The 23,573-nt window shown below is 65.3% G+C and carries 22 protein-coding genes; 9 read left to right on the top strand and 13 right to left on the bottom strand.

Annotated elements, in window-relative coordinates; translation table 11 throughout:
- Positions 1 to 55 precede the first annotated feature (55 nt).
- Both fdxA and ACXAJT_RS13485 read left to right on the top strand, forming a co-directional pair.
- A complete protein-coding gene (fdxA, locus tag ACXAJT_RS13490; protein ID WP_475236056.1) occupies positions 56 to 394 on the top strand; it encodes a ferredoxin FdxA in 339 nt (112 codons plus the stop codon).
- Positions 391 to 927 (top strand): flavin reductase family protein, encoded by a 537-nt coding sequence (locus tag ACXAJT_RS13485; protein WP_475236053.1) that lies wholly within the window; start codon positions 391 to 393, stop codon positions 925 to 927. Before fdxA ends, ACXAJT_RS13485 begins: the two co-directional genes overlap by 4 nt.
- Positions 928 to 937: 10 nt before the next feature.
- Here the strand turns inward: ACXAJT_RS13485 and ACXAJT_RS13480 are convergent, their stop codons facing one another.
- Positions 938 to 1,960 carry a GlxA family transcriptional regulator gene (locus ACXAJT_RS13480; RefSeq protein WP_475236052.1) on the bottom strand — a complete coding sequence of 341 codons (1,023 nt, stop codon included), beginning with the start codon at positions 1,958 to 1,960 and terminating at the stop codon, positions 938 to 940.
- Positions 1,961 to 2,190: 230 nt separating this feature from the next.
- Here ACXAJT_RS13480 and ACXAJT_RS13475 point away from each other — a divergent pair, with 230 nt between their 5' ends.
- Both ACXAJT_RS13475 and ACXAJT_RS13470 read left to right on the top strand, forming a co-directional pair.
- Positions 2,191 to 3,318: an S-(hydroxymethyl)glutathione dehydrogenase/class III alcohol dehydrogenase gene (locus tag ACXAJT_RS13475; protein WP_475236050.1), complete on the top strand. Its 1,128-nt coding sequence runs from the start codon at positions 2,191 to 2,193 to the stop codon at positions 3,316 to 3,318.
- 300 nt (positions 3,319 to 3,618) lie between these two features.
- Entirely contained in the window at positions 3,619 to 4,479 is an 861-nt protein-coding gene (locus ACXAJT_RS13470; protein ID WP_475236048.1) for an aldo/keto reductase, read from the top strand.
- Positions 4,480 to 4,556: 77 nt separating this feature from the next.
- Here the strand turns inward: ACXAJT_RS13470 and ACXAJT_RS13465 are convergent, their stop codons facing one another.
- Positions 4,557 to 5,618, bottom strand: a complete 1,062-nt coding sequence (locus ACXAJT_RS13465; RefSeq protein WP_475236047.1) for an MBL fold metallo-hydrolase — start codon at positions 5,616 to 5,618, stop codon at positions 4,557 to 4,559.
- 335 nt (positions 5,619 to 5,953) lie between these two features.
- On the opposite strand from ACXAJT_RS13465, the gene ACXAJT_RS13460 reads away from it, so the two are divergent.
- The 3 genes from ACXAJT_RS13460 to ACXAJT_RS13450 all read left to right on the top strand — a co-directional run bounded on the left by ACXAJT_RS13460 (position 5,954) and on the right by ACXAJT_RS13450 (position 9,347).
- Positions 5,954 to 6,478, top strand: coding sequence for a hypothetical protein (locus tag ACXAJT_RS13460; protein WP_475236046.1), 525 nt, complete (start codon positions 5,954 to 5,956; stop codon positions 6,476 to 6,478).
- Between the two features lie 251 nt (positions 6,479 to 6,729).
- Positions 6,730 to 6,990, top strand: a complete 261-nt coding sequence (locus ACXAJT_RS13455) for a spike base protein, RCAP_Rcc01079 family (RefSeq protein ID WP_475236045.1) — start codon at positions 6,730 to 6,732, stop codon at positions 6,988 to 6,990.
- Positions 6,990 to 9,347 (top strand): hypothetical protein, encoded by a 2,358-nt coding sequence (locus ACXAJT_RS13450; RefSeq protein WP_475236043.1) that lies wholly within the window; start codon positions 6,990 to 6,992, stop codon positions 9,345 to 9,347. Before ACXAJT_RS13455 ends, ACXAJT_RS13450 begins: the two co-directional genes overlap by 1 nt.
- A 7-nt stretch (positions 9,348 to 9,354) precedes the next feature.
- On the opposite strand, the gene ACXAJT_RS13445 is transcribed toward ACXAJT_RS13450, so the two are convergent.
- The 6 genes from ACXAJT_RS13445 to ACXAJT_RS13420 form a co-directional block, all read right to left on the bottom strand.
- Positions 9,355 to 9,831 (bottom strand): glycosyltransferase, encoded by a 477-nt coding sequence (locus ACXAJT_RS13445; protein WP_475236041.1) that lies wholly within the window; start codon positions 9,829 to 9,831, stop codon positions 9,355 to 9,357.
- Positions 9,828 to 10,277, bottom strand: a complete 450-nt coding sequence (locus tag ACXAJT_RS13440) for a UDP-N-acetylglucosamine--LPS N-acetylglucosamine transferase (protein WP_475236039.1) — start codon at positions 10,275 to 10,277, stop codon at positions 9,828 to 9,830. Before ACXAJT_RS13440 ends, ACXAJT_RS13445 begins: the two co-directional genes overlap by 4 nt.
- A gap of 208 nt (positions 10,278 to 10,485) precedes the next feature.
- Positions 10,486 to 11,826, bottom strand: coding sequence for a right-handed parallel beta-helix repeat-containing protein (locus ACXAJT_RS13435; protein ID WP_475236036.1), 1,341 nt, complete (start codon positions 11,824 to 11,826; stop codon positions 10,486 to 10,488).
- Positions 11,823 to 12,779, bottom strand: a complete 957-nt coding sequence (locus ACXAJT_RS13430; RefSeq protein WP_475236035.1) for a glycosyltransferase — start codon at positions 12,777 to 12,779, stop codon at positions 11,823 to 11,825. Before ACXAJT_RS13430 ends, ACXAJT_RS13435 begins: the two co-directional genes overlap by 4 nt.
- Positions 12,776 to 13,741, bottom strand: coding sequence for a glycosyltransferase family 2 protein (locus ACXAJT_RS13425; RefSeq protein WP_475236034.1), 966 nt, complete (start codon positions 13,739 to 13,741; stop codon positions 12,776 to 12,778). The genes ACXAJT_RS13430 and ACXAJT_RS13425 overlap by 4 nt, the downstream gene beginning before the upstream one ends.
- Positions 13,742 to 14,053: 312 nt before the next feature.
- Entirely contained in the window at positions 14,054 to 16,006 is a 1,953-nt protein-coding gene (locus tag ACXAJT_RS13420; RefSeq protein ID WP_475236033.1) for an acyltransferase family protein, read from the bottom strand.
- A 536-nt stretch (positions 16,007 to 16,542) separates the two neighbouring features.
- Between ACXAJT_RS13420 and ACXAJT_RS13415 the strand changes: the two genes are divergently transcribed.
- On the top strand, positions 16,543 to 17,373 hold the full coding sequence (locus tag ACXAJT_RS13415) for an inositol monophosphatase family protein (RefSeq protein WP_475236031.1): 831 nt from the start codon (positions 16,543 to 16,545) through the stop codon (positions 17,371 to 17,373).
- Here the strand turns inward: ACXAJT_RS13415 and ACXAJT_RS13410 are convergent.
- The 5 genes from ACXAJT_RS13410 to ACXAJT_RS13390 are packed head-to-tail and all read right to left on the bottom strand — an operon-like array spanning position 17,370 to position 22,202.
- Positions 17,370 to 18,230 carry a glycerophosphodiester phosphodiesterase gene (locus ACXAJT_RS13410; RefSeq protein WP_475236030.1) on the bottom strand — a complete coding sequence of 287 codons (861 nt, stop codon included), beginning with the start codon at positions 18,228 to 18,230 and terminating at the stop codon, positions 17,370 to 17,372. The genes ACXAJT_RS13415 and ACXAJT_RS13410 overlap by 4 nt on opposite strands.
- Positions 18,223 to 19,284, bottom strand: coding sequence for an ABC transporter ATP-binding protein (locus ACXAJT_RS13405; RefSeq protein ID WP_475236029.1), 1,062 nt, complete (start codon positions 19,282 to 19,284; stop codon positions 18,223 to 18,225). Before ACXAJT_RS13405 ends, ACXAJT_RS13410 begins: the two co-directional genes overlap by 8 nt.
- Positions 19,285 to 19,294: 10 nt before the next feature.
- Positions 19,295 to 20,149, bottom strand: coding sequence for an ABC transporter permease (locus ACXAJT_RS13400; RefSeq protein WP_475236027.1), 855 nt, complete (start codon positions 20,147 to 20,149; stop codon positions 19,295 to 19,297).
- Positions 20,146 to 21,039, bottom strand: a complete 894-nt coding sequence (locus tag ACXAJT_RS13395; protein ID WP_475236026.1) for an ABC transporter permease — start codon at positions 21,037 to 21,039, stop codon at positions 20,146 to 20,148. Before ACXAJT_RS13395 ends, ACXAJT_RS13400 begins: the two co-directional genes overlap by 4 nt.
- Before the next feature lie 5 nt (positions 21,040 to 21,044).
- The gene (locus ACXAJT_RS13390; protein ID WP_475236024.1) at positions 21,045 to 22,202 is read right to left on the bottom strand and encodes an extracellular solute-binding protein; all 1,158 of its coding nucleotides are present in this window, start codon (positions 22,200 to 22,202) and stop codon (positions 21,045 to 21,047) included.
- 198 nt (positions 22,203 to 22,400) lie between these two features.
- Between ACXAJT_RS13390 and ACXAJT_RS13385 the strand changes: the two genes are divergently transcribed.
- Positions 22,401 to 23,570 (top strand): MFS transporter, encoded by a 1,170-nt coding sequence (locus ACXAJT_RS13385; protein WP_475236022.1) that lies wholly within the window; start codon positions 22,401 to 22,403, stop codon positions 23,568 to 23,570.
- The last annotated feature ends 3 nt before the right edge of the window (positions 23,571 to 23,573 follow it).

Below are 23,573 nucleotides of genomic sequence, written 5' to 3'. Positions count from 1 at the left end.
CCAGGGCGCTGCTGCCGTGCGGCGGCAGCGCTTTGCCACGCCGGATGGAGACAGAATGACTTACGTCGTCACCGAGAACTGCATTGCCTGCAAATACATGGACTGCGTCGAGGTCTGCCCGGTAGATTGCTTCTACGAGGGCGAGAACACGCTCGTAATCCACCCCGAAGAATGCATCGACTGCGGCGTCTGCGAGCCCGAATGTCCCGCCGACGCGATCCGCCCGGACACCGACCCGGAGATGGAGCGCTGGGTCGAGTTCAATCGCAAGTATGCCGAAGCTTGGCCGGTCATCACCATGCGCGGCACGCCCCCGGCCAACGCCGAAGAGATGGATGGCGTGCCCGACAAGCTCGCAACGCAGTTTTCGCCCAAACCCGGGAGCGGAGCATGAAACCTTGGACACCGAATTCCGACGCGGACGTGCCCCACGAGGACGCCGCGCCCGCCGACCCGCGGGTGTTCCGCGACGCGATGGCAACGCTTGCCGCGACGGTCTGCGTTGTGACCTCCGGTCAGGGGCACGCGCGCATCGGGCGCACGGTCACCGCGGCGATCTCGCTCGGGATTGCGCCGCCGTCCATCCTCGTGTCGATTGCTGCCGGCTCGGACCTTGCCGAGCGCCTGCGCGAGACCGGACGGTTCTCCTATGCCATGCTGTCCGAAGGGCAGGACGACATCGCAAGCGCCTTCGCCGGGCAATTGCCGCCGGAAGATCGGTTCTTTGACGGCGACTGGGCCAGTTGGGACTCCGGCGAGCCGCGGCTGCTCGATGCTGTCGCCTCGATGGATTGTCGGGTGGCGGATGTGTTCGAGGCCGAGGGGCACCTGCTCTTTGTCGGACACGTGCAGCAGATCGCCCGGCGCGAACGGCGCAAGCCGCTGCTTTGGTACGGTCGCCGCTACGGCACGGTCAGCCCCGAATAGCCGCCGAGGCTCAGGCCGCGGTCGCAAAGCGGTCGCGGTATTCGCGCGGGGTCAGCGAAAACTTGCGAGCGAACACCTTGCGCATCTGGTCGTCCGAAGAAAAGCCGACCCGATGCGCGATGGTCTTCACCGGCAGATCGGTTTCCAGCAGCAGCGTGGTGGCCCGTTCGCAGCGCGCGTTCATCACAAAATCCGACGGCGTCTGCCCCACGTCGCGGGTGAACTGGCGCACGAAGTTCCGCTCGCTCATCCCGGCGCGCTGCGCGAGGTCGCCGGTCTGCAGCTTCTGATCGAGATTGGCATGGATCCATGTGCGGATGTCGGCGATGCCGGAGCGCGCCTGCGCCTGCCCGGTAAGCACCGCGCTGAACTGTGACTGCCCGCCCGGACGCTTGAGATAGATCACCATGTCGCGCGCCACCGACAAAGCGAGATCGCGCCCGAAGTCCTGCTCGACGAAGGCCAGCGCGAGGTCGATCGCGGCGGTGACCCCGGCCGAGGTGTAGAGGCTGTCTTCGCGCAGAAAGATCGCATCGGCCTCGACGCGCACGTCGGGGTAGGCGTGCTGCAGCCGCTCGGCGACGCTCCAATGCGTGGTGGCGCGGCGCCCGTCCAGCAGCCCCGCCTCGGCAAGGAAGAAGGTGCCGGTGCACAGCGAGGCAAAACGCCGGGCCTGCGTCGCGTGGCGGCGGCACCAGTCGACGATCTGCGGGTTCTGGCGCAGCGCCACCTCGATCTCCAGCGCCCCGGCGATCATCACCGTGTCTTGCGGCGTGACCTCCGACAGCGCGGTCTGCGCGGTGAGCGACAGAAAGCTCTCGGACGGCACCGGTCCGGGCGTCGGGGCGACCAATTCCACGTCGTAGCGCGCGGGGTGCGCGCCCGCGGCGAGGTAGCGGTTCGCGGCGGTGAACACGTTCACCGGCCCGACGGCCTCCATGCATTTGAAGCCCGGATAGATGACGATCTGCACCTTCCGCGCGCGGGCCGTCGCGGTGTCCTGTCCCGAGAGGGGGGCGGCTGTGTCAGGCATGAGGTCTCCGTTGGGCTGCGGGGGTCTGCGCGATCTGGGGGTGACTTGTCCGAAAACAGCCGAACATCCCGATTGCTCGCGCCGAGCAGATATAGAACTTATGGGACATGGGAAAGGCGAAGCCTGCGCAAGCGGCTTCGGCTTTCGCGACGTTTTTCACAGGCCTGCCCGCCGCCGCGGTGGCGGGGCAGCGCCGTTACCGCTTGGAAACCCCGGGAAGGACAAAGATCATGAGAACCCGTGCAGCCGTGGCGCTGGAAGCCGGCAAACCGCTCGAGATTATGGACGTGGAGCTTGATGGCCCGAAGGCTGGCGAGGTGCTGGTGGAGGTGAAAGCCACCGGCCTGTGCCACACCGACGAGTTCACCCGGTCGGGCGCCGATCCCGAGGGTATCTTCCCGGCGATCCTCGGCCATGAGGGGGCCGGCGTGGTGCTGGAGGTGGGCGAGGGCGTCACCACGCTGAAGCCCGGCGATCATGTCATCCCGCTTTATACCCCCGAGTGCCGCGAGTGTCCGTCGTGCCTGTCGGGCAAGACCAACCTCTGCACCGCGATCCGCAACACCCAAGGCCAAGGGCTGATGCCCGATGGCACCACCCGCTTCAAGATGCTCGATGGCACGCCGATCCATCACTACATGGGCTGCTCCACCTTCGCCAACCACACGGTGATGCCGGAGATTGCGCTGGCCAAGGTGCGCGACGACGCGCCCTTCGACAAGATCTGCTACATCGGCTGCGGCGTCACCACCGGCATCGGCGCGGTGATCAACACCGCGGGCGTCGAGATCGGCTCCACGGCGGCGGTGTTCGGTCTGGGCGGCATCGGTCTCAACGTGATCCAGGGGCTGCGCATGGCCGGTGCGGACATGATCATCGGCGTCGATCTCAATGACGACAAGGCCGAGATGGCCCGCAAGTTCGGCATGACCCATTTCGTGAACCCGTCGAAGGTCGAGGACACCAAGCAGGCGATCATCGACCTGACCAAGACCGAGCGCGACCAGATCGGCGGGGTGGATTACAGCTTCGACGCCACCGGCAACGTGCAGGTGATGCGCGACGCGCTGGAATGCTCGCACCGCGGCTGGGGCGTGTCGGTGATCATCGGCGTGGCGCCCGCCGGGGCCGAAATCAGCACCCGTCCGTTCCAGCTGGTGACGGGCCGGGTCTGGAAGGGCACGGCGTTTGGCGGCGCCAAGGGCCGCACCGATGTGCCGAAGTTCGTCGACTGGTACATGGACGGCAAGATCGAGATCGACCCGATGATCACCCACAAGCTGACCCTCGACGAGATCAACCACGGCTTTGATCTGATGCACGAGGGCAAATCGATCCGCGCGGTCGTCGAGTTCTGAGACCGGCACTGCGCCGCCGGCCCTTGGGCCGAGACGAAAATTCTTCCGGCAGGCGCTTGGCTTGCCGGGAGCACTGCGCCCGGCAGCCCGCCCCCAGCGACCCGGCGCACGTGACGCCGGAGGCTCGGGCAATGCGCACATTCATGCGCAGCTCTCATGAGTGACTTTTAATCTGAGCGGATTATCCCACCGGGCACTCTGTCCTACATACCTGGTCATGAAGCGGAGAGGGGCGGTGCGCCGTGGCACGCCGCGTGTCGCAGGGCTCCTGTCCGACAAGCAAGATCAGGAGAGAGTCAGATGATCCTCGAAGAAACAACCACCCTGCCCAATGGTGTCGCGATCCCGAAGCTCGGCCTCGGCACCTGGATGATCGAAGACGATGTGGTGGCGGATGCCGTCAAAGCCGCTATTGAACTGGGCTATCGCCACATTGACACCGCGCAGGCCTACGGCAACGAGCGCGGCGTCGGTGAAGGCATCCGCGCCAGCGGCATCGCACGCGATCAGATTTTCCTGCAGACCAAGCTGGCCGCAGAAGCCAAGGACTATGAAAGCGCCAAGGCTGCGATCGACGGCTCGCTCGAGACGCTGGGCCTTGAGTACATCGATCTGATGATCATCCACAGCCCGCAGCCCTGGGCCGATTTCGGCGGCGACGACCGCTTCTTCGAGGGCAACCTCGCGGCGTGGAAAGCGCTGGAAGAGGCATATGAGGCTGGCAAAATCCGCGCCATCGGCGTGTCGAACTTCAAGCAGGCCGATGTGCAGAACCTGCTCGACAACGCCACCGTCAAGCCGATGATCAACCAGGTGCTGGCGCATATCAGCAACACGCCGTTCGAACTGATCAAGTTCTGCAAAGACAACGGCGTGATGGTCGAAGCCTATTCGCCGATTGCCCACGGCAAGATCCTCGACAACCCCGAGATCAAGGCGATGGCCGACAAATACGGCGTTACCGTGCCGCAGCTTTGCATCCGCTACGTGCTGCAACTGGGTCTTCTGGCGCTGCCGAAAACCGGCAACCCGGCACACATGAAGAGCAACGCCGATCTGGACTTCGTGATCGCGGAGGCCGACATGGACGCGCTGAAGAACGCCGAAGAGATCAAAGACTACGGCGACGCCAGCATGTTCCCGGTCTACGCCAAGGCCTGATCTGCTTGAAGGTTGTGGGACGTGATGTCCCAACAGACGCCGCGCCCCTGGCGCGGCGTCTTGTCATGTCTGGGCCTTCAAAGTGCGGGGATCGCCCAAGCCTCGCCCGGCTCCAGCGCGCGAAACCGCGTCTTGGCGATGCCATGGCGGGCGAGCGCGCGCAGCAGATCGTTGCGCGGCGCCTTGCGCGCCTCGTTGGTCAGTTGGATCGCGCCCCAGTGGTGGCCAATGGCAAAGGCCGACCGCGACGCGAGGAAGCCGCGCACCGCCTCATCCGGGTTCTGGTGCTGATCGGCCATGAACCAGCGCGGATCATAGGCGCCGATGGGCAAAAGGGCCGCGCGCAAAGGACCGAAGCGCTCGTAGAGGCCTCGGTAGGGCCTGCCATTGTCGAAGCCGGTATCGCCGATGAAGTAGACCGAACCGCCGGGCGCGGTCAGCATGAAGGCCCCCCAGAGCGCCATGGACCGATCACCAACTCCGCGGGCGGACCAATGGTGGCTTGGCAGGCAGTGGATACCAAGTGGACCGACGTCGGTGCTGTCACCCCAATCCATGGTCTGGCAACGCAGGCCGGTGGGCGCGATGATCGTATCGTTGCCCAGCGGGGTGATCACCAGCGGGTCGTGCGCGGTCTTCAGTCGCGTCAACGTGTCCAGATCAAGATGGTCGTAGTGGTTGTGCGACAGCAGGATCAGATTGATCGGCGGCAAGGACTCGAAGGCGATGCCCGGCGCGACGACGCGTTTCGGTCCGGCGAAGGAGAACGGCGAGGCGCGTTCGGACCAGACTGGATCGGTCAGGATGTTAAGCCCCTGCGTCTGGATGAGCATCGTGGCGTGGCCCACCATGGTCACCGTCAGGTCTGCGACGCGCTGCGCCGGCACGGCGACCTGTTGCAGCGAGACGCGCTCGGGCCACTCCTCCGGCGAGTCGCCGAAGCGCCAGCGCAGGATGTCGCGAAAGCCGCGCGGCGGCGTGCCACCTGGGTTGAAAAAGCGGGTGCCGTCGAAGTGATCGCTGGGCGGACCTTGATAGTATGGGTTTCGGGGCTGGGTTGCGCAGGAGGCGGCCAGCCCGCCCACTGCGCCGAGCCCGAGAAAACCTGCGGCGGTCCGGAAAACTTTGCGTCTGTTCATCTCGGACTCTCCGGATCTGCAGTTTCAGAAGCGCGGATGTTCGGTGGTTTTGCCTTTGCTTATTAGGGCTTCAGTGATCATTGCAGTGATGAGAGGGGCTCATTTATGGCCGCGGCAAAGCGCTGTTTGTGTGGTGTGGGCAGAAGGAACGCTGGCCCGCTTGCCTGATCCACTGAGCTTTTTGGGGTGGGGGCACCTAAGGTGGCGCCGAGCGAAGCGCGGACGCCGCATAAGCACGCCGCGCCTCGGACCGGCGCTTGCATCCCGGAGGTGTTTCGCGAGATACGGCGGCCTGAACCTTCCTCTGGCCGGACCATGGATAATCGAAAGCGACAATGCCTCAGACCGATCATCTCAAGACCGACTGTTCGAAATGTGCAGCCCTGTGCTGCATCGCGCTGGCCTTCGATAAGGGCGAGGATTTCGCCTTCGACAAGAACCCCGGTGAGCCGTGCCGCAACCTGTCGGGCCACAGTTGTACGATCCACGACAGGCTGACGCAGGAAGGATTTCCGGGCTGCGTCGCCTATGATTGCCTCGGGGCCGGAAACCGGGTGGTTCAGGAGATCTTCGGCGGTCAGTCCTGGCAGACGGACCCGCGCCTCACGCGGCCGATGATGGAGGCCTTCTCGGGCATGCGCGAGGTCCATAAACGCATTGACCTGCTGCGCGCCGCGGAGACGCTGCCGTTGGAGCAGGCCGATGAACAGACCCGCCGGGATTTCCTCGCCCGGCTCGAGCAGCACCGCTGGAGCGGGCCTGAACTCAATGACTTCGAGGTCGGGCTGGCTTTGGAGATCGACATCTTCTTCCATGGGATCCGGAGGTATGTCTCCGTCGATCCGGACGCTGGTTGGTAAACTGGCGGGTTCAGACGCTGCGGACGGGGGACGCGCGCAGCGGTTATTTCTGAGCCATCGGTATGCTTTTTCGGTCGGCAGACTGGACCGCGGCGATGTCGCCAGCGGTCAGGGGCGGATACTCCATGCCTTAACGTAAACGTGGCGATCTCCTCGGTGCCACGCGGTTAACTCTTTGCGGAGAACACTGGGCCACGTTCCAAGGGGCCTGATTTCTCGGGCCTCCAATCTGCACAGTGGAGACCGACCCAATGTCCGATGGTTTTGCCAAGCACGCGTCCGGGCTTTCCAGCCCGGCCACCGATCTTCATGAAATTACGCCAGATGACAGCAACGACCTGAGCTTGGCGGTGCGGGCGGTCTCGGTGGCCGTCTCGGGCGCAGTGCGGATGACCACGGTGGGGGGAACCACGGCGACCGTCTACGTGGTGGCGGGCTGCCCGTTTCCTGCGCGGGCCCGGCGCATCTGGGCAACTGGCACGAGCGCCACCGGTATCGTGGGGCTGATCTGATGTTCGTTGGCCTTCAGCTAGGGGTTATCCCTGCGGCTCCCGCAGCGTCGTCGTCCGCGCCAGTCAACCCCGCCGAGCCTGTCGACCTCTCCGCTGGCCGCTCTCTGGCCTTTCCCGAAGGCAATCTTGAGGGCAGCGCTGCGCAGAACCAGTTGGCGTTGCAAACCACGTGGAGTGCGGCGGCGGATGGCAAGAACCTTTTCTATCCGCTCTCGTCCGACGGCGTGACGCCGTTCTTCGCCCACGTCCGGCTGCCAGCGGTAGTGCGCAATTCCAGCAATCGGTTCCTCTTGGTTTCCGGGTTCTCGGATGACAGCACCGATTTCTTCTGGCTTGGATACTACGGTGCGGCACAGGGCACGTCCGGCTATCGCAACCGACTGGTGGCGAACGTCCGGACGCAGGCGGCAGTGTCGGCCGAGCTGACCGACGAGGACTTTGTGATCGTCGCGACCACAGCCTCAAATTCAACGCAGCTGCGGGTGGATTGGTATGGCGCCGACGGCAGCAAACATGCGGGCGGGCTGACCTCGGGGTTCAACCCGGTGAATATCGACTCCAGCGAAGGCTTCTTCACGCTCGGCGCGCTGGCCGGTGAAGGCAGTATGCCAAGCCCCGGCGACGGCTATCCCGAAGAGGCGCCGGTGGGCTGGCCGGGTGAGATCCGGTCCTGCGGCTTTGTGAAGTCGGGCACGTCGGGCGTGCTGATCCCCGACACGGTCTGGCAGCAAATCGCCACTGGCGGCGATGTCGAGGCCGCGCTGGCCGGGACAACGCCGCTTTTCCTGCGGGTGTTCGATGGCACGACGGACACGCTGGCCGCGCCGCCGCTTGGCGATATGACCGATGCTTCGGTGCCATGGCCGTCGGCTGGCAACCTGCGTCCAGGCGGAACTGTCGGGCGCTCGGCGGCTGCGGCGTGGCTCAACCCGGCGCGGCACGCGGATGGCTACGTCTACGGCATCGCCGCGGGTGAAACCTCGCGCGACGTGACGCTGAGCGGCACCGCCGATGCGGCGCTTGATGGTCAGAGCGTTCGGGCGCGGCTGGTCTACGAGGACGGCACCGTGGCCGTTGACTGGACCTCGCTGGGACCGATCAGCGGTGGCGCTTTTTCCGGCGTGTTGACCGTACCTTACGGGCTTGATCGGGGGTGGGTCGCGGCGACGCAATACGATCTGGGCGATGGTGTCGTGCGCGCCGAGGACCGGAGCCGCTGGGGCGTGGGGTGGAAGGTCATGCCGCTGGGGCAGTCGCAGCTTTCGGCGCATATGCTGAAGATCACCCATCTAAGCCGGAAGACGGAAAACGCGCTGGTGTCTTTCGCGCATGAGAACCCGCGCATGGTCAACAGCCCCAACAGCACGCTGCCCACGCTTCACCGTCTCGGGCTTGGCTGGACGGCATCTGATGGCCTGTCGGCTTTCGCCGATCAGCTTGCGGCGCTTGGGGTGGGCTGCCCGGTGATGGTGATGCCCGACGCGATCAACGGCACGGGACCGGACGGGCTGATGGACGATGCGTCGCCATCGCGCCCCTGGTCGGACCTCTCGGCGCGTCTTGCGGCCTTCGGCAATGATGTCTCCTGCGTGGTGACGAACTGGGCGACGCAGGGCTGGACCACCGGCGGGAGCGTGGCCGATACAATGGAGGCGCTGCTCTACGGCACCGGCGATTATGCCGGAGCGGTGGACCATTGGCTGGACGCGGATCTGCGCCCGGGCTGGAAATTCGGCCTGTCGCCGGCCACGCGGCACGCGCAGCTCAATCACGAATACGCCCGTCAGCCGCAGATCGACTATGCCAATGGCGCGGGCCTGACGGTCGGCCTGCCGGTGTCGGATTATCACATCACCACGCTCGACCATGTGCACCCGGATGGGGCGAAGGGGGGCAATATCCGCCTCGGCGCGCGGCTCGCGATCCTTGCCGCCCGGATGATGGGGCTGCAGGTGCCGCAAACGGCGTACTTTTCCACCGCGTCGCGCTCGGGCGGCGTGCTCACGATCGGCGTGGAGTGTCCCAATGGCGGCACGCTCTACAGCCCGCAGCCCGACGCGCTGACCGGCTTTCAGGTGGACGAGGGCGGCGGTTGGAGCGGCACCGGCTTTACCGCGGCGATCAGCGGCGACTCCGTGGTTTTGACGCGGGACAGCGGTGACTTTCCCGAAGGCTCGCAGGTGCGCCATCTGGCGAATGGCGAGCCGCGCGACGGGCTCGACGGTGTCGATGAGGACCGCATCGTCGATGGCATGCTCTACGAGACATGGGCGGGCGACGTGCTGGGGCTTGGCGTGCCGGTCCTGGGCTCGATGAGTGGCGGCACCTGGGTCTCCGGCTGGAGCGCGGCCACTTGAGGCCGGATCAGCCGGCTTCGGCAACGAACTCCCGCAGCTTGGCCACCAGCGCCTCGCGCGCGGGGCTGGGCGCCTCCGACGCGGGCGCTAGGTTAGGGGCCATGAGCAGCGGTTTGATGTCGCCTGTCTCCCAGGCGACGTGAACCCCGGCGACGCCTTCAAGGTGTTTTGCCGTTGCGATCTGGTGGTCGTTGCGGTGTTCGCCGAAGGCATGGCGCCGGGGCAGGATGATCAGCGGTTTGCGCAGGCGCTTTGCGGTGAGGATCGAGCCGACACCGGCATGCGCGACAACCACCCTTGCCGCCGAAAAACGCTGCTCAAACTCGTTGGGCGAGAGATCGCTGGACACCGTCAGGTTTTGCCATCTCTTGTTGGCTGCACCGGCCTGAGCGATGATCGGCTCGCCCAAGTCCGGTGCCATGGCATCAAGCGCGCCGATCAGCCGATCAAAGGGCAATTGGGTTCCGACGGTGGCAAAAATCATAGGATCGATCCGGCAAAGTCGACGCCGGTGTCCCGAGCGACGTGTTCCCACTGACTGAGCGAAAGATGGGCCCAGCGGCGCGCCAGCGATCCCGATTTCGACAGGCATTCGGCGTTGGCGACGCTGTCGATCCAGATCGTCTTGGCGCCAAACACGCGGCCGGCCAAGATCGCCAGAAGCCCAGACATTGCGCCAGTGGTCAGGATGACATCGGGCCGCCAGTGTAGGATGCAGAGAAATACCTTGATCGCGCCAAGCAGAACCAAGTCCGGCCTGTGGCGATTGCAATCGGGAACGATGATGGCTGGCGTGGCGCCGAATTGCTCGGGCAGACCGCGCAGGGTCGTCATGTAGAGCACGTCGTTCTCGGCGAAGGCTGCGCGCAGAAGGCACAATTGTTGCCAATGGCCGCCACCTGATGCGACGGCAAGGATGCGTTGACCCATTCAAATCACCTCAACTGGCGAAGGCCCGAAGTTCCACAGATATGACGCAGGTCTTTTCAGGCGAAAGGCATGAGCCTGATGCCCAGAGAAGGAGGCTGCTGCGGCTGACCGCGTGCCGGTCGTCGTTTTGCAACGACCTCGGCGGGGACATCGGCGGGCGTTCTGCCCGTCACTATGCTCCGATGATTCCGTTTAAAATTCAGTAAAGTCACTTCCATTCCACCGCGCCGATATCCGCCGCTTGCCCCTGTGGTCTGGACACGCCGTAGCGATCCCGCATCGGGGCGAAGGCGCTGATGGCGTTGTCGATCAGCGGGTTTTGCTGCGCCGCGTGGCGAAACTCCCCATCGATCATACGCGGAAAGAGCCGCGCGGGATTGCGCAGAACCATATTGTGGCGCTTGTCGGCGAAGGGGCGCGCCAGAGCGGTTTTTGCAATCAATCCGGCAGCGATATTGTTCGCGGCGCGAATGTCTCGCGCTGGCGTGCCGTCCTTCTTGTCGTGCAGGAGGATCCACGGGTGCGTGGCGCCCACGGTACCAGACGCGTGGACGACGGTGTTGTTGACGATGCTCACACCGCGGCCCCCATAAACCGATATGCCGTGATAAGAGCTGACCGAGACGATGTTATTTTCGATCCGCAGGTTGTCGAAAAAGCCATCGAAGAACCCGATCCCCTGAAGCACGCACCGCAGCGGATTGTGGATTGATCCCGTCCATTCGAGGATCGTATTGCGCGCGATCACCACGTCGCGGACAGGTTGGCGCTGCCCATCGATGACCCGGTTGGCCCAGGATTGAATGCCGTCGTCATGGTTGTCGTTGATCTTGACGCAGTCGCGGATCTCATTGTCTTCGACGCGGCTGCCGTCTCCGAGCACGCGGATCGCGTCGCCGGAAAAGCCGAGGATATGGTTGCCTTCCGCAACCGTTCTGTCGCCCTCGAGGGTGAGCCCGAAATTCGTCGCCACGAGACGGCTGTCAAAGATCCCGCTGTCAGCCCCGCCCAGCATCACGCCATTTGGAGCCCAGTGCCGCTTCCAATCGTCGAACACCCAGGACCGATAGCTTGCTGGCGCATGTACGGCACCGCGCAGATCGAGGCGGTGCAGCCTAATGCGTGCGGTGCTGGCGGACGTCCTGACCAGCGCGCGCGGCAGGTCTCCGGCCACAACCGGCCAGATCGCCAGCCCTTCGAAGGTCAGGCCGCTGCCCTTGTCGATGCGCAGCGCGCGCAGGTGCACGCGCCCCGACTCCGACGGCAGAATACGGATCGGCGGATCGAAGTCCGGTGTCTGGAGCACAAGCTCTCCATAGGTGCCGGGCAATAGCAACACGCGATCGCCACCGGTGATCCGATCGTTGTTGAGCGCCGCCCAAACGGTTCGAAAAGGAGCGTCTGCTGTGCCGTCTCCTACGGCAAGTTCCGCGCCCGGAGGGGCGACATAGACGTCTCGGGCAAGGCCGGGAGAGCCGCTGAGAAGTGCGGTAGCGACCAGCGAGAGAAGCAGCAGTGATCGACAGGCAAGCATCATGGCGGGTTTCATATCGGTCCGCGCGCGCCGGTTTCTGCAGTGCGCTTTGCCATCGACGTTCGCGCAGATTTGCCGCCGAGTGCGAGCATCACCTGAAGCCCCCGCAAAGACGGATCAAAGGGCCGAAGCGCGGTCGCTCTTTGCAGGGCAGCGCGGGCGCCTTCAGTCTCTCCCAGTCGGCGCCGGGCACCTGCCAAGGTGCGCCACTGCTGTGCCAGACAATCTGGATGCGCGGCGAAACGCCGTTGATGCTTGTCGATGATCCGCGCCCGCGCGGTGGCCCAGAGCGGCATCTTTCGTGTCAGGCTATTGGCCGAAAAATGTTGCATCACCAGGGGCATGTCGACGAAAGCAAAGCCGCCGAGGTCCGACAGGCGCAGGGCGCAGTCCCAATCTTCCAGCGCGGAAAGGCTGGTGTCAAAGCCGCGTATCCGGGTCAGGGCATCGCGCCGCGCCATGAGGGTCTGCGTGCTGATCAGGCTGCGCCAAAGCAGAGCTTTCGAAAGGTCGCCCTCAAGCCCTGTGACCTCGGGTGCGGGGTGGTAGCGCGGGGCCGTTCGGCCTCGGTGGCCGGGCACGTTGCGCGCGCAGATCAGCATGCCGCAATAGGCGGCCACATCGCGCATATCCCGCTCTTGCAGGCGGGTCATTTGCTGATCGAGTTTGCCGGGCAGCCATTCGTCGTCGCTGTCCTGAAAGGCGACCCATTCGCCACGCGCCTCGGCGAGCCCGAGGTTGCGGGCGGCCGACGGGCCGGAATTGCGGGGGCTGGTCAGAACACGCACGCGGGGATCACGGATGCTGCGGGCGCGGTCAAGCGTCGCGTCTGTCGAGGCGTCGTCGACAACGATGAGCTCAAGATCGCGCCAGCTTTGGCGCAGCACGCTCTCGATGGCCCGCGCGATACTCGCCTCGCGATTGTAGGCGGGCAGCACGACGGAGATGATCGGGGCGGCGGCCGTCATGCTTCGCCTCGCCACGTCCAGCGCATCGGATAGCTTGCGGGCCGCAGCATCGAGAGCAGCGGCGTCAGGGGCAGGCGCCAGCGCCAGTGCGCTTGTCCGCCGCTCAAGATCAGCGCGCGTTCGCTGCGCCACAAATCGTAGGCCATGCGCACGTGGCCTCGGGCGAAGGCGGTGCGGATCGTGTGAACCGCGGCGCGGGCGAGAAAGCCTTGCCGTAGGGCAGCATCTCCGCCGTAGAGCCCCTTGGCCTCACGGGCGCGCATGAACCGATAGCCTTCGGTCACTGCTGGCGCATTCCCGCTCAGACAATCGCCGGCCCCGACGCGATGGCCGACAATCCAGTCGCCGGTCAGGCAGACGACCGGCTCGGTGCCCGCGGCGCGGAGGAGCAGATCGCTGTCTTCGCTGCAGCGCACGCGCGTGGTGAAGCCGCCAAGCCGGGCGAAGAGGTCGCGGCGGATCATCAGGTTGCATGAAGCAAACCGAAACCGCGGCAGGGCCTCAACCGCCTTGAGCACATTTGGGAACGGCTGCGCCCGACGCCGCGGCGCGGCTGGCGCAACTGGAGGTGTGCTGGCGGCAAAATCCAACGTTTGCATAAAGATCATGGCGGCGTGTTGCGTGCGGAGGGTGTTCAGCAACAGCGGCACAGCGTCGGACGCCCAAAGATCATCGCAGTCGAGAAAGGCAATCCATTCGGCGCGAGCCACCGCGGCGCCGGCGTTTCTGGCGGCGCCGGGGCCGGCGTTTTCTTGTCGCAGGATGCGGACCGGGTGATCTCCGGCGCAGCCAGAGATTGCTTTGCGGGCCGCCTGGGCCGACCCATCGGTAGAGCCATCGTCGACGAGGATGACCTCGATATCATCGCGAGAGGGCAGCGATTTCAGGCAGGGTCCGATGAGCGCCGCGCGGTTGAACATCGGGATGACGAGCGAGAGCTGCGGGCGCTTTCTGGCCTTCATCGCGCGGCCCCGACGCCGGATCGTTTATCTCGCTCAGCCGCCGGAGAGTCTGAGCGCTGGCCTATACTAGATAACATGGTACAACTCCGCGCTACACGCTACAGCCTGCGCAGCCTCACTGGTTGGCCAAGCCGTGTCAGGAATAGTCCTGCAATCGGCTATCGGTCTATCTTTCGGTTTTTTGACGCTAAGGCTGAGCGGTTAATAACACCTAAATGCTCGCGAGATTTTTTGCGTCGGCGTCTGTTTTTCGGGAGTTTGGGTATGTTGTCGGAAGGGCATTATTAACTTCTTGCGAGAAAATTTTATTTGTCACCGCAAGGCTCCCAAGTCCTCTGCTGCCCTCAGCTCTCGGTCAATCAGCGGCATGATGGCAAGCTCGGCGCCTTTTTGGCTGTAATGTGTGCGATCCGACAGGAGCGGAAGGCCCGCACGTATGAAGTTACAGGAGCCGCCGCTGCAAAAGGTCTCGCCGGGATTGACCCGAAGACTGCCGTTTGGGGTTGCAACATCAAAGATTTTCCGGATTTCGCGGACTTGGTGCTCGTAGAGGGCGCGATCAATGTTGAAGTCGCTGCGTTTGCCGTGGGTGCGCAACTCACGCACGGCGCGGTCCCTGACGTTGACGGGCGGCCGGGGATGTGGACCTACAAGCAGCAGTCGAGCCCCGGTTTTTTTGACCGTGTCTTTGAAATCCCGGGCAAAAGACGCGGGGGTCGCGCGCGCGTGATCCGATCGTATGAGGGTGAGTTGGCCTTTGTCTGTCATGGCCTGGAACGCGCCAGCGGTGATAACGAGATCGAAACCTTCAGCGGCGATGTAGGTGACCACTCTGGATATGAACTCCGGGCAGGGCGCGGCATCAATTTTGTTGATGCGATGGTGGCGAGTCATCATGCAGTGCGAATGCGTGAACTGTTCAACGTCGTAGCCTTTCGCGGTGAAATAGGCGATCAGCGCGGGGCTGAGAGAACTCATTACGCTGTCACCAACGAGTGCCACACGACCTCTGGGCGTTTCGGAGGCTGCGGCGAACCGACAGGCGGGAACGGGTAAATCCTTCAAAGGCTCCCGGCGGGTGAAAAGGCAGCGTCGTGGCCATTCGTGCTCTTGCAGGAATGCAGCCTGTTGCGGTGTATAGCGCGATGGATGGCCCCCTTTAACGTGTCCCCAGGTGCCAAAGACAGCAGCTGCAACGAGCGCGGCGGCGCTGAGAGAAAAGACATGGGCTCGTCTGGAAACGAGCACCTTGGGACCGCGCTTTCGGAAAGGTTGTTCGACGAAGCGCCAAGTGATGTAGGCCAGTGGCAGACTGGCTGCAGCGAGGGCGACGAGCGCTGGTTGCGACGGCTCATCGGGGGCGTAGATGCGGCCGAAGGCGAGAAGAGGTTGGTGCCACAAATACGCGGAATAACTGATCAATCCTATCCCGACGCAAGGCGGTGAGCCGAGGGCGCGCCCGATTGTTCTGCGCCCATCGGCGAAGAGCAGGATGAGACAACTCCCCACCACCGGGACCAGCGCGTATGCGGAAGGAAAAGGCGTGTCTTTGTCGAAGGCCGTGATCGAGATGAGCAGTGCTACGATCCCGACAAGCGTGAGCGCTCCGCTGCCGCTGCGTCCATATCGGAAATGCCAGAGCGCGCAGAGTGCGCCGAACATCACCTCCCACGCGCGAAAGGGCAGCAGATAAAACGCTGCAGCCGGAGCATCGCGGACGGTCAGGAGGCACAGCCCGAGACTCGCGAGCGTTACCATGCAGATCACCGTCGCGCGTTGCCGCAGGGGCGAACGCCAGAGCAGGGCAAGTGCCGGAGGAAAGAAGAGGTAGAACTGTTCCTCTACCCCAAGGCTCCAAGTGTGCAGAAGCGGTTTGAGCTCTGTCGCGGTGTCGAAATAGTCAGTTTCGAGCCAGAAAAGTATGTTTGAGACAGAAAATGCCGCGGCCAGAACGCTCTGGGAAAAATCCTTCATTTCGAGCGGCAAGAGCCATGCCCATCCAACGGGTATCGAACATAGGATCACCACTGAAAGCGCAGGGAGGATCCTCCGCGCGCGGCGTTCATAGAAGTCGAATATTGAAAATCTTCCGGTTTCCAGATCGCGCATCAAGATTGTGCTGATCAGATATCCGGATATAACGAAAAAGACATCCACACCGATGAAGCCGCCGGGCGCCCAATCGGAGTTGGTATGGAATATGATCACAGAGATTACGGCAATCGCCCTTAGGCCATCAATTTCGCGCCTGTACTCTTGGGGCATCGGTCATTGCCTCTGGTTCTTGGGGTTGTGCGCGCGGATTGGCGCAGCCATCTTATCTGCAGGACTTTGAGATCGGGTTAGTTGAATAATCTGAAAGGCTTTCGTTCGATCTTTGATTTGTTCTGCGGGTAAGGGATGAATAATTTATGAAAATTAATCCTGCTTGGTTGTCAGCCCTGCGTGGCGCAATTTCCGGTCGGCCCGGTGCACTGGGGGCGTTCACCCTTTGGGCGCACGGCAATTTTCTTGCTGGCATGACGGACAACCCCATTTGCTTCTTCTGGCTTCGCTTTTGCAGAGGCGCTCGGCAGGGCCGCCCACAGGCGCCGCGGTTCGACCCGATGATCGGCGGGCACGAACATCGGTGCTGCGGATCCCGTTGCGCCTGCCCGCGTGCGAGCTCCGTGCCAGAGCGCTGCCGGGTGGTCCGGAGGCGCGCGGCGTGTGAGCGGCGGCGTCATCAAAGATTCACTTGTCTCTCGTGGCTGAAGACCGCATCCGGTGGCGGAAAATATGCTTTCAGGAAAGAGACTTCCATGCCGACGCTCATGCTCCGCGATGCCCTTCCCGAGACCGCCTCAGAGGGGCTTCGTGCCATGGCGCAGGCGGCGCTTGAGGGGGGCGAGATCGCCCGCGGTACCCTGCGCCGTCGCGAGACCGGCGAGATGGTGTTCAAAGGTCGCCACGATTACCAGACGCAGGGCGATCTGCAGACCGAAGAGGTGATCGTCGCGGCGCTGAAAACGGCCTTTCCCGGCTGCGGTATCATGGGCGAGGAGCAGGTGGGCGACCGCGCGGCGGACGCAGGCCGGCCGACCTTCGTCATCGATCCGATTGACGGCACGACGAACTACGCCTGGGGCATCCCGCATTTCGGCGTGGTCATTACCCGGCTCGAGCGCGGCGCGGTGGTGGCGGGCATCACCTATGATCCGATGATGGGCGAGATGTTTGCCGCCGAGAAGGGGCAGGGAGCCTGGCTCAATGGCGTGCGGCTCGATGCCACCGGTGGCGGCGATGTCGAGAACTCGGTGATCGGGGCGGGGCTGCCGATCCGCGGGCAGGTGCAGAGCGTGCGCGAAGAAACCTACCATGCCGCGCTGCGCCGGGCGATGGACAGCACGGCGGGGGTGCGGCGGCTGGGAAGCTCGGCGCTGTCGATCGCCTATGTGGCGGCGGGGCGACTTGACGGGTTTTTCGAGGACATGCTGTCGCTGGTCGACTACGGCGCCTCTGTGCTGATCCTGCGCGAGGCGGGGGGCGTGGTCACCGGCTTCGATGGCGGCGACATCCGCGACCCCGGCGCCATCCTCGCGGGCCGCGCCGGGATGCATCCCTGGCTTCTTGAGGGCTTCGCCGCGGGCTAGGCCAGCGCGGCAAAGAGCCCCTCTGGGTCGTCCGTGGTGATCTGGTCGGCCCCGAGTGCCATCAGCCGTTTGCACAGGTCTACCGTGGCCGGGCTGACCCCCTGCACGGTGTAGGCGTCGATCCGGCGGCCCGCCGCGTGGAAGGCGGCGATCATGTCGAAGTCGCGGCTCAGAGCGTCCATGATCAGGCGGATGTCGAGATAGATCATCCGGGCTGTCCCGGCCTCGGCGAGGGCGCGCGCGACGAAGCCGCGGTCATCGCCCGAGACCTCGAGCGCCTCGCGGGCGCCGAAATGGCAGGGGTCGTGGCCGGTCTGCATCTGCGGCAGCGCCGCGGCCAGACGGCGGACGGCCCGCGCATCGCCGCCCGACAGGATCATGTGGCGCTGCACTGGCGCGACGTCGCGGGCGAAGGCGTCGATGTCGGTGTCGGTCAGCGTGCTGCTGTCTTCCTTCAGGTCGAGCTGCAGCAGGGCGCCATCACCAATTGGGGCCGCGGCGAGGTCGCGGCAGAGGTCACTCAGCAGGGCAACCTGCACGCCCGTCACCGCGCCGCTGTTGTCCCGCAAGCGAAGCCCGCGCAGTGCCTCGGCAGACGCCAGTGCGACTGGTCCGCTGCCGGTGGTCGCGGCGTCGAGGGTGTCATCGTGCAGCACCGCAAAACCGCCGCCCGCATGGCGGCGCAGGTCGATCTCGACCGAGGCGCCAAGGCGCATGCCCTCGCGGATGCGCTGCGGGTCGAACTCGAAATCGGCAAAGCGGCGGCGGCCCCGGTGCCACTTCAGCCATGTGCGGCCTGCGGGGTGGACGATCACGGTGGGGGCCTCGGCCGTCTGCTCGGAAGGGCGCTCAGACATGGACCGCCACCCGCCGCTCGACCGTCACCTCGGCCAGTTTCGCATCGCCGCGGAAAAGCGCCACGTGGCTGGCCTCGAGCGCGACCACCTGCCCGGTCTCGTAACGGGCGCTCGGCGGGCACATGGCCTTGATCCTTATGCCGTCGGGCAGATCGACGTCGACCAGCAGGTGCGTGCCGTAATCGGTGACCCGGTGCACCCGCGCGCCGGTATCGCGCGCGGGCAGAAGGGTCAGCGCCTCGGGGCGGATCGCCAGCTCGACCGGGCCATCGGGCACCGTGGCGCGCACGGCAAACAGCGGGTGGTCCGACACGCCGCCGCGCATGTCGCAGGGCAGGAAGTTCATCGAGCCGATGAACCCCGCGACGAAGCGCGTCTGCGGTGCGCGGTACATGCGGTCGGGGCTGGCGACCTGCTCGATCTCGCCGCCGCGCAGCACCACGATGCGGTCGGCCAGCGCCAGCGCCTCGTCTTGCCCGTGGGTGACGAAGAGCGTGGTGATGCCGAGCCGCCGCTGGATGTCGCGCAGCTCTTCGCGCAGGCGCTCGCGCAGGTGCTGGTCGAGGCTGGCGAAGGGCTCGTCGAGCAGCAGGATCTTCGGCTCGAGCACGAGCGCGCGGGCGATGGCGACGCGCTGCTGCTGGCCGCCCGAGAGCTGCCAGACCCGGCGTTCGCCGAAGCCCTCGAGGCCGACGAGGGTGAGCGCCTCCTGCACCTTGTCGCGGATCTGCGGCTTGGGCAGGCCGCGCAGCTTCAGGCCGAAGGCGACGTTGCCCGCCACCGACATATGCGACCACAGCGCGTGGCTCTGGAACACCATGCCCGTTGGGCGCTTCTCGGGCGGCACGCGGGTGACGTCCTCGCCGTCGATCAGGATGGCGCCGCGGTTCGGCGTCTCGAAGCCGCCGACCATGCGCAGCACGGTGGACTTGCCCGAGCCCGAGGGCCCAAGCAGGCAGACCAGTTCTCCGTCACCGACGTCGAGCGAGAGGTCGCGGATCACCTCGGCGCTGTCGAAGGACTTGCCGAGGTTCTTGAGTGTCAGTTGTGCCATTGCAGTCTCCTCAGACGCCGAAGCCCTTGGCAAAGGATCCCGAGCCGACGAGGCGGCGGGTGAACATCAGCGCGACAAAGCTCGGCACCCACAGAAGGACCGACAGCACCGCGCCGTATTGCACGACGATCTGGTTGTTGATGTAGGTGATCATCAGCACCGGCATGGTGCGGATCTCGGGCGCGCCGATCAGCCAGGCGCCCTCTGTCTCGTAGAAGGTGCCGACGAAGCTCAGCAGCACCGCGGCAAAGATGGTGGGGGCGGCTTGCGGCAGGCTTACCGACCAGAACACCCGGATCGGTCCCGCGCCGGCGTCGCGCGCCGCCTCTTCCATGGCGCGGTCGACGTTCTGGAAAGCGGCGACGGGGATCCAGATCATCATCATCAGCGTGCCGACAAGCTGGATCAGCACCACGCCCCAGAAGGTCGAGATCAGCCCGAGGTTCAGGAAGATCCCCGCGATCGCCACCAGCAGGCCGAACTTCGGGAAGGCGTGCGAGGCGAGGAACGACAGGAAGAGCAGGTTGCGCCCCGGGAAATCCATCCGTGCGAAAGCATAGGCCGCCGGTAGGCAGATCAGCGCCGAGAGCAGCGTGACGGTCACCGACAGGCGCAACGACAGCGACATGGCGCTCCACACTTCGGGGCGGGCGAGCGTCGCCTGCCAGAAGCGAAAGCCGAACTCCTGCGGCAGCAGGCTGGGGTAGCGCCAGACCTCGGCAAAGGCCCAGATCGCCACCACCAGCAGCGGGATCACCACCACGATGCCAAGCGCCAGCGCCAGCACGGCGCCCAGCCAATCGGGACGCTTGGTGCGGTGGACGGGCACCTCGGCGGAAAGGATCGAAGGGTCGACGGCGGTCATCGGCGGGCCTCTCGGTTCTTGGCGATGGAGCGCACGTAGAAGGCTCCGAATACGGCACAGATGGCGAAGGTGATCACCGCCTGCGTCACCGCCATGCGCGTGTCCATCACCTGCGAGAAGGTGCGCTGCATGAAGGGACCCATCATCTCGGGAGAGGCGGGGCCAAGCACGTAGGGCAGGGTGAAGGCCGAAAAGATGCTGAGCACGGTGAAGGATAGCACCACCAGCATGGCGTTGCCGATCTGCGGCAGGATGATGTGGCGCAGCAGGGCAATCGGGCGGGCCCCGGCGTCGCGGGCCGCCTCGACCGCGTTGTCCGAGACCGCGCCAAGCCCGGCCACGAGCATCAGCGTGGTCAGCGGGATATTGTCCCACACCAGCCCGATGATCGGGCCCCATGGGGTCAGGTAGGGCGAATTGATCTTCGGCAGGCCGAGCGCGTTCAGCACCAGATCGACGCCGCCGTTCGGCCCGATGGTGCGGATCAGCGCGTAGGCGAGGATCACCGAGGGCACGAACATCGGGAAGAGCGCCAGCCCCTGCACCACGCCCGCGACCCGGCTCTTGGCAAAGCGCAGGTAGAGCGCCAGCGGCAGGCAGATCGTCAGCAGCAGCGCGGCGCAGACCGCCGTTACCCAGAGCGTCAGCCACAGGTTTGCCAGCGCGTAGCCGTCGGTGAAGAAGCGGACGTAGGTGTCGACGCTGAACGCCGTGCCGGTTTCGGTCGGGGCAAGGAGCGTGCGGGCGATGGCGTTGAAAATCGGGTAGATGATCAGCCAGCCCAGCAGAGCGACCGGCGCGGAAACGAGAAGGAGGCCCGTGAGCCCCCTTCCGCCTGCGTGTGCCGTGCCGCCCGTCCGGCGCGTGCCGGAGGACGTAAGGTCGGTCATCGCGATCAGCCCCGGGTCAGGCCGGGGGCGACGTTGCGGTACCAGCCGTCGTTGATCGCCGCGTCCCAGTCGCCGCCGGGGAAGGTCGGGATCGAGGCGGGGATCACATCGGCGTATTGCTCGCGCAGCGCAGCGTCCACGTGGTCCCACGATACGCCGGGGAAGCCGCCAAGCTCGGTGATGATCTTCGACTGCACCTCTTCCGACAGCACGTAGGCCGCGAGTTGCAGCGCCACGTCACGGTTTGCCGCGTTGGTCGGCACGGTGATGCGGCTGAAGCCGCCGCAGAGCGCGAGGTCCTGCAACTGCACAAGGCCGGTGTTTTCCGGCAGCACGCCCATGGAGATCGCCTGCAGCACCTGATCCGACCACACGGGGGTCATGCTCACGACGCCCTGCGCCAGCATCTGGATCGACTGCGTGTTGCCCGACGAATAGGAGCCGCCCTCGTACAGGCTTGGGGCCAGATCGTTGAGCAGATCCCAAGCGCCCGGCAGGGTTTCGGCGGCATAATCCTCGGAGAAGTTGTCGAGGGTGAAGTTCTGCGGGTCGCGGCCGTTGGCCTCGTGGATGGCGCGGCGCACGAAGTTGCCGCCCGAGCCGCCCTTGTCGGGACGGTTGTAGATGAACTGGCCGGGGTTGGCGTGGATCCAGGCGGTCATCTCGTCCCAGGTCTTCGGCGCGTCTTCGGCGGCGACGCGGCTGGCGTCATAGGCCAGCAGAACCTGGCTGCCGCGGTAGGGCAGGTCGAAGTCGGTCTGCTTGGCGGCGGGGTTCACTTTACCCAGGTTCTCGATCCCGGCCTCGGCGAAGTTCACCCAGAGGCCCGCGTCGATCGAGCCTTCGGTCTGGTCGGGGGTATAGGCCTCGAAGAGGTCGACCTGCGGGTCGGCGTCGCTGCCGAGCGCGGCCATGGCGCGGTCCGCCATGGCGCGCAGGCCCGCACCGTCACCGGCGTCGACGACACGCACGCGCGCCTCGGGGTTCACCGACTTGAAGCCGGGCAGGATCACATTGGTCCAGAAGTCCGAGATATTGCTGTCCGAGCCGGTGTAGACGTTCACGACGCCATCGGCGGCGACGGCGATGCGGGGCAGGGCCAGCGCGGCGGCGGAAGCGGAGGCGGTCGCGAGGAAGCCGCGGCGCGAGAAATGGGAGGTCATGGAAGGCTCCTGAATGTCACTGTCAGCGCGCCGGGGAGGTCGGCGCGCATATAGGCGGCGCTGGTAGGCCCGGGTTGTTAAGCTTTTGTAATGGTTTGGTGATGGCTTGATGAAGAGTGCCGGCGCGCCCGCTTTGCGCATGGACTTGGCCCGGCAATGATGGTTGTGCGGACGCGCCTGCAACCACACGGCCCGATCATGACCCTGCCTTCTCCGCTCTTCGCGCTGCCCGCATCGATCTTCTTTGCCAATGCGTTGCTTTACGTGACGCTCTATTCGCGCCTGCCAGAGGTGACGACCGCGCAGGGCATCTCGGCCTCGGCGCTGGGGCTGGCGCTGCTCGCGCAGACGGCGGGAACCTTGGCGGGCTTTCCGCTGGCCTCCGGGATGATCGAGCGGCTGGGGGCGCGGCGCGTCGCGGGGGCAACGCTGCTGGCCGCCATGGCGCTTCTCCCGCTCGCGGCCTCGGGCTGGATTGCCAGTGGGCTTGCCGGGCTGGCTCTGCCGCTGTTCGGCTATGGGGTCGCCATGGCGATCCTTGAGGTCGCCAAGAACCTGATTGCCGCGCGGATCGAGGAGAGTTCCGGGCGCAACGTGATTTCCAAGTGTCATGGCTTTTGGTCGGCGGGACTGTTTGTCGGTGCCATGCTGGGCGGTTGGGCGGCGGCGCGAGGCCTGTCTGCAGAGGTGGAACTGCTGTGGCTCGGCGTGGCGACAGTGCCGCTCGTGGCGCTGCTTCTGCTGCGCGCCGGCGATCCCGAGCCGCTGGTGGTTGCGCCGGTCGACGGGCCGCGGTTCGCCCGTCCGGATGCCTTTGTGCTGGGGCTGCTGCTGCTGATCGCCGGGTTCAGCATCACCGAGGGGGTGATCTACGACTGGTCGATGTTCTACCTCAAGCAAGAGCTTGCGCTGGATGCGCTGAGCGCCTCGCGGATCTACGCCGCCTTCACAATCGGCATGTTCGCCGCCCGCATGGTGGGGGACACGCTGCGTATGAAGCTGCGCGTGCGCGTGTTGCTCAGGCTGATGGCGGCGGTGACGCTGCTGGGGCTGGCGCTGTGCATCTTCTCGCCGGTCGCGGGCCTTGGCGGCGGTGGGCTGCTGTGCGGCTTCGCGCTCGTTGGGGCGGGCGTGGCGCTGGGGGCGCCGGTGGCGACCTCGCTGGCGATGCGCCATCCGACGCGCTCGGCGACCAAGACCATGGCGGCCTATTCGCTGGCCTCGCTGCTGGCGTTGTTCGCGGTGCCGCCGTTGCTGGGCGGACTGATCGAGGCCTATGGCGCGGTCTGGGCGCTCGTGGTGTCTGTGCCGCTGTTGCTGGCCGTGGCGCTTTTTGCCGGACGCATCGTCGGCTGGATGGGCCGGTAGGGC

It is taken from the genome of Salipiger sp. ABF4_146 (assembly GCF_056161345.1).
This window is presented reverse-complemented; position numbering and strand designations above follow the sequence as displayed.

Bases quoted from the DNA above. Each gene is read 5' to 3' on its own strand.
- ACXAJT_RS13460 (WP_475236046.1), top strand. From the start codon at position 5,954: ATGCCTCAGACCGATCATCTCAAGACCGACTGTTCGAAATGTGCAGCC.
- ACXAJT_RS13395 (WP_475236026.1), bottom strand. From the start codon at position 21,039: ATGACCGACCTTACGTCCTCCGGCACGCGCCGGACGGGCGGCACGGCA.
- ACXAJT_RS13385 (WP_475236022.1), top strand. From the start codon at position 22,401: ATGACCCTGCCTTCTCCGCTCTTCGCGCTGCCCGCATCGATCTTCTTT.
- ACXAJT_RS13465 (WP_475236047.1), bottom strand. From the start codon at position 5,618: ATGAACAGACGCAAAGTTTTCCGGACCGCCGCAGGTTTTCTCGGGCTC.
- ACXAJT_RS13430 (WP_475236035.1), bottom strand. From the start codon at position 12,779: ATGACGGCCGCCGCCCCGATCATCTCCGTCGTGCTGCCCGCCTACAAT.
- ACXAJT_RS13410 (WP_475236030.1), bottom strand. From the start codon at position 18,230: ATGTCTGAGCGCCCTTCCGAGCAGACGGCCGAGGCCCCCACCGTGATC.
- ACXAJT_RS13405 (WP_475236029.1), bottom strand. From the start codon at position 19,284: ATGGCACAACTGACACTCAAGAACCTCGGCAAGTCCTTCGACAGCGCC.
- fdxA (WP_475236056.1), top strand. From the start codon at position 56: ATGACTTACGTCGTCACCGAGAACTGCATTGCCTGCAAATACATGGAC.
- ACXAJT_RS13415 (WP_475236031.1), top strand. From the start codon at position 16,543: ATGCCGACGCTCATGCTCCGCGATGCCCTTCCCGAGACCGCCTCAGAG.
- ACXAJT_RS13390 (WP_475236024.1), bottom strand. From the start codon at position 22,202: ATGACCTCCCATTTCTCGCGCCGCGGCTTCCTCGCGACCGCCTCCGCT.
- ACXAJT_RS13475 (WP_475236050.1), top strand. From the start codon at position 2,191: ATGAGAACCCGTGCAGCCGTGGCGCTGGAAGCCGGCAAACCGCTCGAG.
- ACXAJT_RS13425 (WP_475236034.1), bottom strand. From the start codon at position 13,741: ATGAAGGCCAGAAAGCGCCCGCAGCTCTCGCTCGTCATCCCGATGTTC.
- ACXAJT_RS13435 (WP_475236036.1), bottom strand. From the start codon at position 11,826: ATGAAACCCGCCATGATGCTTGCCTGTCGATCACTGCTGCTTCTCTCG.
- ACXAJT_RS13485 (WP_475236053.1), top strand. From the start codon at position 391: ATGAAACCTTGGACACCGAATTCCGACGCGGACGTGCCCCACGAGGAC.
- ACXAJT_RS13480 (WP_475236052.1), bottom strand. From the start codon at position 1,960: ATGCCTGACACAGCCGCCCCCCTCTCGGGACAGGACACCGCGACGGCC.
- ACXAJT_RS13450 (WP_475236043.1), top strand. From the start codon at position 6,990: ATGTTCGTTGGCCTTCAGCTAGGGGTTATCCCTGCGGCTCCCGCAGCG.
- ACXAJT_RS13470 (WP_475236048.1), top strand. From the start codon at position 3,619: ATGATCCTCGAAGAAACAACCACCCTGCCCAATGGTGTCGCGATCCCG.
- ACXAJT_RS13440 (WP_475236039.1), bottom strand. From the start codon at position 10,277: ATGGGTCAACGCATCCTTGCCGTCGCATCAGGTGGCGGCCATTGGCAA.
- ACXAJT_RS13420 (WP_475236033.1), bottom strand. From the start codon at position 16,006: ATGCCCCAAGAGTACAGGCGCGAAATTGATGGCCTAAGGGCGATTGCC.
- ACXAJT_RS13455 (WP_475236045.1), top strand. From the start codon at position 6,730: ATGTCCGATGGTTTTGCCAAGCACGCGTCCGGGCTTTCCAGCCCGGCC.
- ACXAJT_RS13445 (WP_475236041.1), bottom strand. From the start codon at position 9,831: ATGATTTTTGCCACCGTCGGAACCCAATTGCCCTTTGATCGGCTGATC.
- ACXAJT_RS13400 (WP_475236027.1), bottom strand. From the start codon at position 20,149: ATGACCGCCGTCGACCCTTCGATCCTTTCCGCCGAGGTGCCCGTCCAC.